The 12,910-nt window shown below is 60.7% G+C and carries 11 protein-coding genes; 3 read left to right on the top strand and 8 right to left on the bottom strand.

The features are described from left to right. Positions 1-61: 61 nt before the first annotated feature. The 3 genes from CLV41_RS24945 to flgB all read right to left on the bottom strand — a co-directional run bounded on the left by CLV41_RS24945 (position 62) and on the right by flgB (position 1,297). Positions 62-376 carry a flagellar hook-basal body complex protein FliE gene (locus tag CLV41_RS24945; RefSeq protein ID WP_103225202.1) on the bottom strand — a complete coding sequence of 105 codons (315 nt, stop codon included), beginning with the start codon at positions 374-376 and terminating at the stop codon, positions 62-64. Between the two features lie 26 nt (positions 377-402). Continuing rightward, positions 403-813 (bottom strand): flagellar basal body rod protein FlgC, encoded by a 411-nt coding sequence (flgC, locus tag CLV41_RS24940; RefSeq protein ID WP_103225201.1) that lies wholly within the window; start codon positions 811-813, stop codon positions 403-405. A gap of 79 nt (positions 814-892) precedes the next feature. After that, positions 893-1,297: a flagellar basal body rod protein FlgB gene (flgB, locus tag CLV41_RS24935; protein WP_103225200.1), complete on the bottom strand. Its 405-nt coding sequence runs from the start codon at positions 1,295-1,297 to the stop codon at positions 893-895. Positions 1,298-1,719: 422 nt separating this feature from the next. On the opposite strand from flgB, the gene CLV41_RS24930 reads away from it, so the two are divergent. The 3 genes from CLV41_RS24930 to CLV41_RS24920 all read left to right on the top strand — a co-directional run bounded on the left by CLV41_RS24930 (position 1,720) and on the right by CLV41_RS24920 (position 5,313). Further along, positions 1,720-3,378 (top strand): flagellar biosynthetic protein FliO, encoded by a 1,659-nt coding sequence (locus CLV41_RS24930; RefSeq protein WP_103225199.1) that lies wholly within the window; start codon positions 1,720-1,722, stop codon positions 3,376-3,378. Then, entirely contained in the window at positions 3,378-4,145 is a 768-nt protein-coding gene (fliP, locus tag CLV41_RS24925) for a flagellar type III secretion system pore protein FliP (protein ID WP_103225198.1), read from the top strand. Before CLV41_RS24930 ends, fliP begins: the two co-directional genes overlap by 1 nt. Positions 4,146-4,251: 106 nt before the next feature. After that, positions 4,252-5,313: a DUF2336 domain-containing protein gene (locus CLV41_RS24920; RefSeq protein WP_103225197.1), complete on the top strand. Its 1,062-nt coding sequence runs from the start codon at positions 4,252-4,254 to the stop codon at positions 5,311-5,313. Positions 5,314-5,494: 181 nt separating this feature from the next. Here CLV41_RS24920 and CLV41_RS24915 read toward each other — a convergent pair whose 3' ends face one another. The 5 genes from CLV41_RS24915 to CLV41_RS24895 form a co-directional block, all read right to left on the bottom strand. Then, entirely contained in the window at positions 5,495-9,757 is a 4,263-nt protein-coding gene (locus tag CLV41_RS24915; protein WP_208987718.1) for a tetratricopeptide repeat protein, read from the bottom strand. A gap of 93 nt (positions 9,758-9,850) precedes the next feature. After that, positions 9,851-10,573 carry a MotE family protein gene (locus tag CLV41_RS24910; protein WP_103225196.1) on the bottom strand — a complete coding sequence of 241 codons (723 nt, stop codon included), beginning with the start codon at positions 10,571-10,573 and terminating at the stop codon, positions 9,851-9,853. Beyond that, complete coding sequence (locus CLV41_RS24905; protein WP_208987717.1) at positions 10,570-11,145, bottom strand: DUF6468 domain-containing protein; 576 nt, start codon at positions 11,143-11,145, stop codon at positions 10,570-10,572. The genes CLV41_RS24910 and CLV41_RS24905 overlap by 4 nt, the downstream gene beginning before the upstream one ends. Beyond that, positions 11,145-12,377, bottom strand: a complete 1,233-nt coding sequence (fliM, locus tag CLV41_RS24900) for a flagellar motor switch protein FliM (protein ID WP_103225195.1) — start codon at positions 12,375-12,377, stop codon at positions 11,145-11,147. Before fliM ends, CLV41_RS24905 begins: the two co-directional genes overlap by 1 nt. Before the next feature lie 6 nt (positions 12,378-12,383). Then, entirely contained in the window at positions 12,384-12,893 is a 510-nt protein-coding gene (locus CLV41_RS24895; RefSeq protein ID WP_103225194.1) for a flagellar basal body-associated FliL family protein, read from the bottom strand. Between the last annotated feature and the right edge of the window lie 17 nt (positions 12,894-12,910).

Genomic DNA, 12,910 nt, shown 5'->3' with positions numbered 1-12,910 from the left:
CCTGCGTTCAGTTGAATGCCGCCAAGAAGCCCCGCCACTCCAAAAGTTGATCGAGATCGGGTCAGATCGGCATCCGCATGATTTCTTCATAGGCGGAAATGACACGGTCTCTGACCGCCACCATCGTTTCCAGCGCAATTTCGGTTTCGGCAATCGCGGTAACCACGTCGACGACATCCGCCTTGCCTTCGATCATCCCGACGGCCTTGTCGTCCGCCTGTTGACCCTTGTCGACGATGGTCTCGACCGCCTCGCTCACCATCTTGCCGAAATCGACCGTTTCCGCCTTTGGAGATGCGTCTTCCGCGGCAGGCATCTGCTGCTGCAGCCGGGCGGCCATCTGATAGGCATTGTTTGCAATTGACGCGGTGGACATGAGCTCCACTCCCTGGATCGCGGGGTTTATGCCCGCAGGATGTCGATGGTTCGCTGCAGCATCCGCCGCGTCGATTCGATAACGTTTAGATTGGCCTCGTAGGACCGCTGCGCCTCGCGCATATCGGTGGTTTCGATCAGCGTGTTCACGTTCGGCTGCAGCACATATCCGTTCTCGTCGGCAGCCGGGTGTCCGGGCATGTGAACCGACTTGAAGTCGGACTTGTCCTCGGCGATCGGACCCAGTTCCACCTTCTCCGCGCCGAGTTCCCTGTCGAACTGGGTCTTGAAGGTCGGGATTTTCCGCCGGTAAGGCTCTTCCTCCGGCGTCTTGGCGGTCGAATTCACGTTGGCGATATTCTCCGCGATGATCCGCATGCGCCCGTTCTGCGCCTTCAGACCGCTTGCCGAAACAAACAGCGATTTGATCAGGTCCATGTTATCGGTCCTTTTGTCTCATTCTCTACCGTCGCGCTCCCGGCACGCACTGCGTTCGGGCTATCCCCGAAAAACCGATCTATGCGCTTTTCGACAACGCGGTCCGGATCAGGCCCATGCCCTTGGTGTAAAGGCTCGTCGCGGCCTGGAAATCCATCTGGTTCTCGGTGATCTTCATCATCTGCTCTTCCAGGTTGACGCTGTTGCCGTTGGGCGTGACCTCGAAGGAATCCAGCGTCTCGATCTTGGCGTCCTTGGTGCCCGATATGTTTCCGGCGATATGACCAACCCGGGTCGTGTCGGTCGTCAACGACAGAGTTTCCCGGCCGATATGGTCCTTGAAACTGTAGGCCTTGACTTCCCTTGCCCCGTACCCCGGCGTATCCGCATTGGCGATGTTTTCGGCAAGTACACCTTGTCTCACCTGGTGCCATCGCATTTTCGATTTCAGCGCCTGGAACAGCGGCAGGTCCGTCACAGCCATTTAGTTCACCATTTGTTAACCAACCGGGCAATGATTGCCGGGTAAATAGTTAATGAAAGGTTAACGCCAACTTCGCACAAATGAGGCAACCCATTCAAAAACCCGTGGAAGAGAGCAACATTCCTTTGCATTTCGCAATTTGAACCCCGCTCATGGCGGGCAAATTTTGCCTGCTTCTGTTAACGTCAAGACCTAGTGAGATTCGAAGCGGATCAGCAAGCGGGACAATCAGTCTTTCATCCAGGGCCGATGCATGTGCGGCAATGAAAAGCGAAAAAACAAAGAGCTTTGAGGCATTGGGACGATGCCGGTGCAAATTCTGGATTTACTGGGGATAAGCGGGGCACTCCCCAATTGAGGCAAAAAATCCAGGTAACCGGCAATCGCGCTGATATCGCAAGCAGGGGCTGCACGAGGACAAGATGTACAATTGGATTCAAACCACTTTCAATGTGAGCGGGAGCGTAACCCAGGCGGTCGCGGTGATACTGGCGCTTGCCGTCGTGCTGCTGCTTTTTGGTCTGTTCATTTTCATTCTCAAGCGACTCACGGGAACCAATGCCCCTCAGAACAGGAACAGGCAGCCCCGGATTGCCGTCATGGACAGCGCGCCGATTGACACAAAGCGCCGTCTCGTTCTGATCCGGCGGGACAACATCGAGCACCTGATCCTCGTCGGTGGACCTAGCGACGTGGTCGTCGAACAGAACATCGTCCGCAACGCTCCGCTCACCGCATCGCGTCCTGGAACCTATCCGGGCGCGGGACTTGCCGGACCCGGTCAGATCAAGTCGCCGATGGCGCCGGGCCCCGACATTCCCTTCCGGCCGGACGACCGCCTCCCCGACGCGGAACCGGGAACATTGGCGGCGCAGGCCGCACCTGTCAGGCCGCCTGTCACGGTGGCGTATTCCGATCCCGATCCCGAAGCCGGACCGGCCGCCGTTCGCGAAACCGCCGCATCCGTCCCCGCCGCGGCCGAAAAGACGCAGGCGAGCCCTGTTCTTCCCAGGCCGGTACAATCGAAATCGGCTCCCGTGGCGGCGGCAAGGCCTCTCACGGCGGACACGGAGAGCGAAGCCGCAACCGGCTCGACACGCGCGGCCGACCTTCTGCGGGCGGCAACCCAGAACGGCTTCAACAGAACTCTCGCAAGGGCTCCCGCAACTCCGGTTCCGGCGCAGGACATCCCCGCCGGAGGCCGCAAGGCCCCGGAAGTGAAGACCGAACCGGCCGTATCGGGTGAGGACGCCGCGGCTTCTGCGGACAAGCCTGCTTCGGAGCTCTCATCCCTGCCCCGTTCCTTCGCATCGCGAGAGCGCCCCGCCTATGCCGGTCACTCGATCACACCACCGGCGTCCGGCCCGGCGGCACGCGCCAAAACAGCTCTGATGAAGCCGTCAGACACGGTGCCGCAAAGGATCGAACCCCTCGTGGCGCCGCATGGCGCGGGTGCCGGTTCCCCAGAGCCCCGCATTTCCGCCGAAACGTCGCGCTCCGAAGCGAAGGCTGAGCCCGAACATCGGCACGACCCGGTTCGCCCGGCTCTGGCCGCGGCCGGCGCCGCAATGTCCGCCGCCGACCTTCCGGAGACCGGACCGGCGGCTGGCAACACCGAAAGCGACGCCAATGTCGATACCGGCCCTCAGGAGACCGCACCCTCCGCTTCCGGTGATCTGTCCGATGTAATCACGCTTGCTCCAGACACGCCTCCCGGCCCGGGAACGGAACCGGCGCAGGTTCCCTCACAAGCAGATTCCCCGACCCCGGCCCAAAACCCCGGATCCCAGGATCCCGTCCAGAGAGACATCGTGCTTGAACTGGATGACCTCATTGCCGTGGACGCGCCGCAGCCCGCCGCAAGGCCCGCGCCGGACGAACACAGCTCCGCGATGGAGAATGCAGGCCCTGAAGAGCTGGTGAACCCTGCCCCCCCGGCGGAAGAGCCTTCATCCGACGTCAAACCCGGGGATGACCGGGACAAGCCGGCCGCCAAACCGCCTGCTGGCCTGAGCGACAAGAATCCGATTGAAGAAGAAATGGCCAAAATTCTGGACGAGCTGGGCGGGCAGCCCAACTGATGACCCGCGACACACGTTCATTGCGGCGATACGGATGGATCGCATTGCTGGCCTTCGCCGCAACATTGTTCGCCCTTGTGGCAGGACCTGCCGTGGCCCAGGAAATTTCCGTCGGCTTCGGCGACGATGCCAGCCTGACGGAACGCGCGGTACAACTCGTCATCCTCCTGACGATCCTGTCGCTCGCTCCGTCGATTCTCGTGATGGTGACCAGCTTCACGCGGATCGTCGTGGTCCTCTCGCTGCTCCGGTCCGCGATCGGACTGCAGACGGCCCCGCCCAACATGGTTATGGTCAGCCTGGCGCTGTTTCTCTCCGCCTTCATCATGATGCCGACGCTGCAGGCGGCCTATGACGCCGGTGTCGAGCCGCTGGTCAACGGAGACATCGAATTCGAACAGGCCTTCGAGCGCGCCTCGGAACCGTTCCGCAGTTTCATGCTGTCTCAGGTTCGCGAAAAGGACCTCGCCCTCTTCCAGGAACTTTCAGGTCAGGAAGCCCCGGAAGGTCCGGAAGATCTTTCCATGGCCACGCTGATTCCCGCATTCATGATTTCCGAACTCAGGCGCGCCTTCGAAATCGGCTTCCTCTTGTACCTGCCGTTCCTCATTATCGATCTCGTGATCGCCTCCGTCCTGATGTCCATGGGCATGATGATGCTGCCGCCCGTTGTCATCTCCCTGCCCTTCAAGCTGATTTTCTTCGTTCTCGTCGACGGCTGGAACCTTGTCGCCGGATCTCTGGTTAAGAGTTTTGGCGGAGGATAAATTTACGCATACATAAAGTCTGAAAGTAGAGGAAAATTAACAATAGAACGCCAAGATAACCACTCAATTCGAGGACTTCCCCTCCTGAAATCGCAGTGGTAAATCGGTGATACGAGAACAACTTGAACAACTCGCCAGGATCAAGGAACCGGAAGCGAGATCAAACCTCATCCGGACGCTGGTAGGGGAATACGCCCGATCGGAAGACTATCATCCCAGCGAGATGGAACGGGAGCTCTTCTCCGGAATCGTTCTGACCGTGTTCGACCAGCTTGACCGGGACGCTCGCTACGAACTGGTCGTCCGGCTCGCCAAGACGGATCGCATCATTTCCGAACTTGCCGACCGGCTCGCTCAGGAACATTACGAGCTTTCCGAACCAGTCATTGAATGCTCTCCCATGATCAGCCAGAACGGACTGATGAAAATTGCCCAGGCCGGTGGCAACGACAAGCGGTTGTCCGTAGCCCGTCGGACCGACCTGAGCGAGGAAATCTGTGACACGCTGATCGCCCGCAGCAGCAGGGATGTGGTTCATGCGTTGCTGGACAATCCGGACGTCCCGTTTTCCGTCAAGGGAACCCTGGCCCTTCTGATCTTCGCGAATACGGAATCCGAAGTACTGGCCGGTATCGCCAAGCGCGCGATCAAGGACACGCAATTCCTGCAGACCCAGATGGAAATTCTCGACACCAATTGCCCGCTCATTCCCGCACCGCTCAGGAAAGCTCTGGAAACGGGAGATCTGCAACGGCTGGCCGATTCAATCAAGGATGTGCCGCGCGATGGCGGCATCGAGCTGGACGGCGTGAAATACTCCCGCCACGAGGCCAGCATCCAGATTGCCAATGGCGAGATGTCCTTCGATGCCATCCTGCGCACCCTGTTCGAGCAGGGGCGCATTGACGCCGCCATCTGGCTGATCAGCCGCAAGATCAATCTCGCCGACGAAGTCGTTTCCGACACGCTGAAATCGGATGCGGACGGCGCCATCATGCGCCTCATGCTGCAGACCGGCATTCACGAGAAGACCTATCGCGATTTCCTCAAAGCCCGCAGCGGGTGGCTTGACCGCAGCACGAGGTCGATTCCCGAACTGGTCATGCGCTACAAGGCCGAACTGAGAAACCCGCGCCGGTACGGCAGGCCGCAGTTTGCTGCTCAATAGTCATCCTGAAAGCTGACCGGTTCAAATGTGTCGGAGCATTTTGTCTGCGTTCAACTGAACGCAGGGCTCTAATGCGTGTCGCATTAAATTGAATTCAGGAAATCGCCCGAACGCATTTGCAACGCAAACGCTGCCTCGGGCGTCCTCCTGAATCCACGAATCCGCTTGAACGCGACGCGCTCTAACCGGCAACCTCGCCGGCTTGCGAGGCCGCGGTCGACTGGTCCGGACTGCGGTCGGGCGACATGTATTGGCGACGATACTCTTTCAGGAACGTTTCCAGTGAATCGACGTCCGCCAGCTGGTTGGCGACCTCGAGGAATTCAACACCCTGGGTTTCGATCGACCGGGTGACGATTTCGAAGGCCAGCGCTTCGGGACTGTTGGACATTTTCGTCATGTATTTCGTCTGCAGCCGATCCAGGCTCAACTGATCGCCCGCCAGCGAAAAAGCGATCCCGGCCCGCAGAATATCGCGGCGCTCCAAGTCGTCGAGCGGTATGTTGTCCGACCAGCGCGAACCGTGCATCGCCTCGAACTGTTCCCCGGCTTCCCGCCAGCTCTCAGCCGCCCAGAAAGTGTCGCCTCGAAGACGGTCGACATCGGACCCGCGCATGTTGCGGACCAGCTCCAGGGCGAGGTCCGGTCGTCCGCTTTCGGTAAGCGCTCTGGCTTCGACGATATTGCGCTGCCGTTCAAGAGTGGACGGCAGGCTCGCCTGCCGAGTGCGGTTCAGGACACGCAAAGCCTCGTCCGCCTTGCGGTCCATCAGATATATCGCTGCCAGGTCCGCCGCGATCTGGGCTCTGGCCGCGCCTTTCAGCCGGTTGTCGACTTGGTGCCGCAACAGCTCCGTCGCCTGGCTCAGCAGATCGACCTCCACCAGCCTCTTGGCCAGCAGACGGACCATCTCGTCGCCCTGACGGCCGATTGGCGTCAATTCGCGAAAATCGTAGTAAAGCGCCAACGCCTTGATCGTCGGCATTTCATCCGCTTTCCCATCCAGGAACAGGGAATTGAACAGGCCGTTCATTTCTTCCTGCAGCAGACGCGTGGTATCGGATTCCGGTTCCGCCTGAACAGCCGATTTCATGGCCTCGAACGCTTCGCGATAGTGGCCTCGCTCGGCGTAAAGTTGCGCCAGGAACCGCAGCGTCTTCAGCTCGATTTCATCACCGCGCCAGGAAGTGGCCAGTCCGGCCAGCCTGTCGATGGTTTCATCTATCCCGAGTTCACCGTCCCGGTAACGGATCCTCAGCGCCCGGTATCCCGCTTCCGCGGCGCGCGGTCTGTCCTCGGACCGCGTAACCAGATCGAACACCGTCAGCGCTTCCTGTGAGCGGCCGGATGCATCGGCGACGCGTCCGCGCAGGATGTCGTAGCGCGCGGCCTGCGCACGCGTGACTTCGCTCGGTTCGATCTCGGCCAGGATACCGTTGGCGATACCGAAATCGTTGACTTCCACCAAAGCCTGGGCAGCGGCAAGCTTGAATTCGGTCTGGATGGCCGACGGATAATTGCCAACCACGGCACGGCCGCGCGGCATGGCAATGCGCGCGGGTGTCCAGTGGCCCAGCTTGACGTCCACGATCGTCTGCCAGATCGCCGCATCCGGACTGTTTTTCAGTTCGGGCCGGTTCAGATGGGCATAAGCTTCTTCCGGGCGGTTGGCCATCGTCTGGGCGGCGCCCATCATCAGATTGAAGGAACTGTCCTCCGCCAGCGCCGGTTCTTCCTCAAGTGCCAGCTTCATCAGTCCCTGCGCTTCCTGGGCAAACTGATGGGCCAGATAGAACCGGGCCAGTGCCATCAGCGGCTTGCGGCGTTTGCCCTCCGGCGATTTGGCCAGCCGGTCCTGCAACTCCTGAAGCCTTGAGCGGTAGGCACCCGGCCCTTCCGTACTCAGAGACACGAATTCGATGTAATTGCTTTCCTCGGGATCGATGATCCTGTTGAACGCCCCGGTTCCCCCGCGCAGATATTCGCTGGAAAGGGAAAGGCCGCCATCCTTTTCGATAATCACGTCGTCGCCGAGGATCTTCATCTTCACGCCATCGGACTTCGACGCGATGGCGATGCCCTGCGCTGAGCTCAGCGTGCTCAGATCGACGAAATTTTGAGGTTTCAGCAGTCCCCTTGGCGGACCGAAGCCGGTTACCATGGAAATCGTGTCGCCTACGTACGGATCTTCGACCTGTCGGATATTCTGGGGATCCTGATAGAGCACCCGCAGCACCGAGCCGCCGTCACCACGGATATTGCGTTCAAGTTTAAGGGGAATGGACGGTTCGAGGATCATGTCGCCGATCACCAACGACCAGGCATTGCCGTCCACGCCCACGGTTGCCAGAACGGGATCATTCATGTCCATGCGCAGGATCTGATAATCCTCGAATTGATGGACATCGATGGTTTCGGCGGTTTCGGCGAGCGCCGAGACCATGCCCCTCGTATCGATGGTTGCGTCGGTGTCGAACACCAGCCAGATGCTGTCATTGCGGCGGAACACGGCACTCGAAACCGGTTCCGAGAAGGGAAAGACGACGCGCACGGTGTTACCGATCCTGCGCGCCTCGGCCGATACGAAGTTGCGGACTTCCTCCGCGAACTCGGCCGGGGGCGTTTCCGGCGAGGCAGGAGGCTGCGTCAAGTCCTGCCCGCCCGTTGCCCGCCAGACTTCCGGGGCGGCAGATTGCGGACGGCTGGGAAGACGGATGCCCGCGGGCACGTCGGATCCGCCCAGGCTCAGGGTATCCTGCATCCGCGTCGGCTCTCCAGGCGAAGGCATTTCCCCCTGGGCGGTCCGGTCAGGTGTTCCGGCCGGCTGCAAGTTCGGGATATTTTCGTTTTCACCCTGCGCCCCGCCCTGCTCCTGAGCCTGAGGCGTTTCGACCTGCTGCTTGGAAAGATCGAGCATCGGCGCTTGCCGGACGATCTCTTCCTCCTGAGGTGCTTCCGGCGCCGAACCGGACAGGGGCATGGCCCCGGGCAAGACCGCGGGCGCCGCCTGTGCGGTTACAATCGGCTTCGCACCCGGCTGACCTTCTCCGGGCTTTCCGCTATCCGCAACGGGAATTGCCGAAGTGATCAGGCTGTCAGACGGATGGAAGTCTCTCGCATCGGCTGCGGGAAGAACGGAAGCGACAAGCTCGGGCGCGCGAAGCGTGTCGATCGCTGGCGCGGTGGCATCGGTCTCGGACTGTGCGGAAAGAACCGGTTTGGACCGGGGCACCATCGCGAGTTGGGGTCCCTGCGCTCCGCCGGTGGCCGCGGAGATCGAAAGATCGGGTGTTTCCGCCGGAGGCCGCTCGAAATCCTGTAGCCTTGCGCCCTGTTGATCTTTCGCCGGTGTCAGTGGAACGACGGTATAGGCCGGGGAATCGTCAGCAGCCGATTCCTTCAAGGTGCTGCTTCCTGCCGAAACGCTCGGACCGGAAGAGGGCAGACCCCGTGGATCTTTCACCTCGCGCGTATCCCTGAGGCCCGGGGCGGTGATCATTTCTTTCCGGTTTTCATTGTCCTCGACCGACAATTCCCGGTTGATCATGGCGTTGGCCGGATCGTTCGCAGTCATGTTCTCGGGTGTTACGTCGATGACATAGGTCTGCTCTTCGCGGAAGGCGCGGATATCGACGGACGGCTCGATGCGCATCAGGAATTTGAGCTTGCCCTGATCCAGGAACGAGGTGGCATCGATGACCCCTTGTGGAAGATGCGCGCGCAGATGGGAGATATCCAGCTGCGCCGGATGATTGAACGTCACCTTGATGATGTCGTTCTCGCGCACGAACGCGGTATCGAACCTGATGGACCAATCGAAGACAAGCCGGGTAAAGGTCGGGTGTTCACCCACATGAAGGGCGACCTCCGGCCCCTCCTGCACTTTCAGCCGTGCCTGTTCCAGGGCGCGCACCTTGCGCATGGCCGCCTCGGCCCGCTTGGCCAGTTCCCGCACCACATCGTCGGGCAATCCCGGTGGCAGGCCCTGCCAGTCCAGCGGCAGGATGTCGACGAAGAGTTTTTCCCCTGCCTCCAGCGTGTTGATCTTGAACTGGTTCTTCAGGGCGAACCGGATGGCGCTGCCGTCGGGATCGCGGCGGGCGATGGCGACGTAGTCCTTGAGGTCGAGCGGCACGTCATCGACATTGATATCGATCGGCTCTTCAAAGGAGATCCGTAACACGCCGCCGGTGATCAGGGCATCGTAGATCGGCAGCAGCGTCCGGTCCTTGAAGGTCAGGACGATCCGGCCATATCCGTCTTTCTGGGAAACGTCGACATTCACCGGCTCGAGCGACTGGGCCCTGAGCGGGGAAAGTCCGGCACAGATCGTCAGGGCCAGGCTCAACCAGGCAGCAGCCGCGGCCAGGCGCGCAAGCGCCCGCCTTCCGCCGAAATGGGCGGAATAGCAGCTTTTACCAATAGTCAGGAATGATCCCGGCAAGTTGTTCTGTCCTCGGATAACGCCAACACACCATTATTAGTTTTCTGTTCTTAACGTGCCCTTACGCGACGCGTTTAAATACGCGTGTTTCGCTCAGTTTGACGGGATTTTAGGCAAGTTGTCCTGAACAGGCGCCTGGGCCTGCATCGGCTTGGCGGCTTCTGCGGATGCATCCGGATCGCCGGCAATGGCCACGGTCAGCTTTTCCGCGGATTCACCTGACATACGCGCCAGGATATCGGCCATTTTCCTCGGCTTCATCTGGCGGACCACTTTGAGGAGGATCGGAAGACTCAGCCGGTCGAAAATGCGGGCGGCATCCTTTGGCTTCATGCTTTCATACATGGTGACAAGCCCCGCGATCTCGTCTCGCTCCTTCTGCTCCTTTTCTCCGACGGCGGCTTCGATCCGCTGTTCCAGCTTCTTCAGTTCATCCACCCGCTTTTGAATGCGTTCCTCTGTCGCCTGCAGGAGTTTTTCCCGCAGGTCCAGCTGCCCCTCCTGCTGCTGAAGGTTTTCCCGGCGCTTCCCGAGGCTTTCCAGAACGGCTCGCTCGGCGGCGGAGCCGCCGATTTCAAGATTGTCCGGCAAGACCGGCTGATCCGGCAGATCTCCCCCGGGCGGCGGCGGTGGAGCACCTTCCTCCGTCATTTCGGGCGGCGCTCCACCGGCATCATCGCTGGCCGCGGTTTCCTGCGCGACTGCGCCATTGATGGGAAGATTGCCGCTGTCGGGCCCCAGCACCAGACCGAGCAGCTTCAGTGCAAGCAGGGCGCTTGCCGAAATCCCCAGCAATGGGAGCAGTCTCAAGTTCATGCCGCAGCGCCCTTGCGCCTGCGGAACTCCTCAAGCCGTGCCGTCGCTTCCGCTGCCGCGCTGCGGATATCGGAGGTCCGGCTGCGCTTGCGCTCTGGCTCGATTTCCGCAGCCGCCGGATCGCCATAGTGAGAGGCGGGCGCATAGCTCTGCGCCTGAGGAACGTAGGCCGCCGCCGCGGCCGGTGCCTGAACCGCATAGGTCTCGCCGCGTGGAGCGCTTTCCCGCTGCGGCATCGCCGAGCGGGCCGCTTCGGCAATCTGCGTGATGCGGGTAAACACCTTCTCGCCTTCGCCCAGCTGGTCGGCCAGGCTGTGCGACATGGTTTGCGCCTGCTTGAGACGGCTGCCGAGGGTTTTGTCAGCCTCCGCGGCGGTGGTCTTCAGGCCCAGGATCGCCCGTTCGGCGATTTCCGTGGCCGTCATCAGTTCGGAAATGGTCGCCCGCAGCACTTGCTCGTCGGCGCGCAGCCGCTGCAGGCGCTTGTTCAGCATCCAGCAGTAACCGATCGTGATCAGCAACAAAACAGAGACCATCCCTTCGATAATCATTCCGAGTGGCAAGGTGGTCATTAGTTCTCCATTTCGCTTTGCATGGCGCGCTCGAATGCAGCCAGGGACATTTTCGGCTTGCGCAAATTCTTTGCGACACGGATGGAAATGGAATCGTCCACTTTTCCGAGCGTCCCCTCCGTCAACGGAATATTGCCGCATTTGATCAACACGGGATCGGAGGGGGTCACGTCGAACACCAGCGTCTGGCCGACATCCAGGCTCAGGATCCGCCCCAGCGGCAGGTAGGTTTCGTAAAGGACGGCGTCGACCTCGATTTCCGCCGCGTGAATCTCGGAGGCCAGGTGTCCTTCCCAGATCGGATCGCGGCCGAACTTCTCCCCCATGAACATCTGCAGGAGCAGATCGCGGATCGGCTCCAGCGTCGCGTAGGGCATCATGATCTCGACCGAGCCCCCCCGGTCTTCCATATCGATCCTGAGCTCCACGAGGATGGCCGCGTTGGCCGGGCGGGAGATCGCCGCGAAGCGCGGGTTGGTCTCCAGCCGTTCGAGGTTGAAGTGAACGGGCGAAAGCGGCGCGAAGGCCTGTTCCGCATCCTGCAGGATGAGCGCCACCATCTGCTGCACGAGACCTGTTTCGATAGTGGTGTAGGGACGCCCTTCCACGCGGACCGCCGAAGTTCCCCGCCCGCCCCCGAGCAGCACGTCGATGATCGAATAGATCAGGCTGGATTCGACCGTGATCAGCCCGAAGCCATCCCATTCCTCGGCCTTGAACACGCCAAGAATAGCCGGCAGGGGAATGGAATTCAGGTAATCGCCGAAACGGACGGAACTGATGGAATCCAGAGACACCTCGACGTTGTCCGAGGTGAAGTTGCGCAAAGAGGTGGTCGTCAGCCGCACCAGGCGATCGAACACGATTTCGAGCATCGGCAGACGCTCGTAGGAAACCATCGCGGAGTTGATGAGCGCTCGAATGCCGCTCTGATCACCCGCGATCGTATCCTCGATATTGAATCCCAGAAGGTTGTCGATTTCCTCCTGGTTGAGAACACGGTCGGCGCCTCTTGTGGCGTTTTCCAGATCCGGCTCGCTGTCGTCGATCATGGCCGCCCATTGGGCCGCCATGTCGTCGGAGCCCCCGGCTCCCTGCTCTTCTAGCGCAGCGCCCCAGGCCGCGGCCAGATCGTCGTCTTCGTCGTCGCCGGTGCCCTGTTCCGCGAGGGCAGCCCCCCAGGCATCGGCCATGTCCTCTTCGGACAGATCATCTTCGTCGGTATCAGCCATTAAACCCTACTGAACAAGAATTTCCTTGAACAGTACCCCTTCAACCTTTGCCGGATAGACCGACAGATTGATCCGCCTGAGCAATTCTTCCTTCAGACGGAACAGACCGGCAGACCCTTCCAGGTCCGCTGGGCGCAGCTCGCGCAGGTAAATCTGGAACGCATCCAGAATACGCGGCAGAAACGGTTGAATCTGGTCGATCATCCCGCGGTTTTCAACTTCCAGGGCGATCCGGACCTTGAGATAGGTGGAACGCCCGTCCGTCGCCAGATTCACGGTCATTTCCGGCAGGTCGTAAAACACCACCGGCTTTTGCACTTCCATCAGCGGATCCGCTTCGCCCGGCGTCGGCGCCGGACTGTCGGATCCCATAAGGAAGAAATAGGCACCACCGCCCACGGCAAGCAGGACCACGAGTCCGATGCCGCCGAACAGGAACAGTTTCTTCTTGCCCCCACCGGCGCTGCCTGCAGCGGCGTCTTCGTCTTCGTCGCCCGCGGCATTTTCGTCCGCCATTCCGCACTCCGCTTCAA

It is taken from the genome of Roseibium marinum (genome assembly GCF_002906165.1).
Taxonomy (GTDB): domain Bacteria; phylum Pseudomonadota; class Alphaproteobacteria; order Rhizobiales; family Stappiaceae; genus Roseibium; species Roseibium marinum.
Note: the sequence above shows the minus strand (reverse complement) of the source record. Positions and strands in the feature narration are given on the sequence as shown.

Coding starts and splice junctions, on each gene's coding strand:
- flgB (WP_103225200.1), bottom strand. CDS start 1,297: ATGGCTGTGACGGACCTGCCGCTGTTCCAGGCGCTGAAATCGAAAATG.
- CLV41_RS24905 (WP_208987717.1), bottom strand. CDS start 11,145: ATGACCACCTTGCCACTCGGAATGATTATCGAAGGGATGGTCTCTGTT.
- flgC (WP_103225201.1), bottom strand. CDS start 813: ATGGACCTGATCAAATCGCTGTTTGTTTCGGCAAGCGGTCTGAAGGCG.
- CLV41_RS24910 (WP_103225196.1), bottom strand. CDS start 10,573: ATGAACTTGAGACTGCTCCCATTGCTGGGGATTTCGGCAAGCGCCCTG.
- fliP (WP_103225198.1), top strand. CDS start 3,378: ATGACCCGCGACACACGTTCATTGCGGCGATACGGATGGATCGCATTG.
- CLV41_RS24945 (WP_103225202.1), bottom strand. CDS start 376: ATGTCCACCGCGTCAATTGCAAACAATGCCTATCAGATGGCCGCCCGG.
- CLV41_RS24930 (WP_103225199.1), top strand. CDS start 1,720: ATGTACAATTGGATTCAAACCACTTTCAATGTGAGCGGGAGCGTAACC.
- fliM (WP_103225195.1), bottom strand. CDS start 12,377: ATGGCTGATACCGACGAAGATGATCTGTCCGAAGAGGACATGGCCGAT.
- CLV41_RS24895 (WP_103225194.1), bottom strand. CDS start 12,893: ATGGCGGACGAAAATGCCGCGGGCGACGAAGACGAAGACGCCGCTGCA.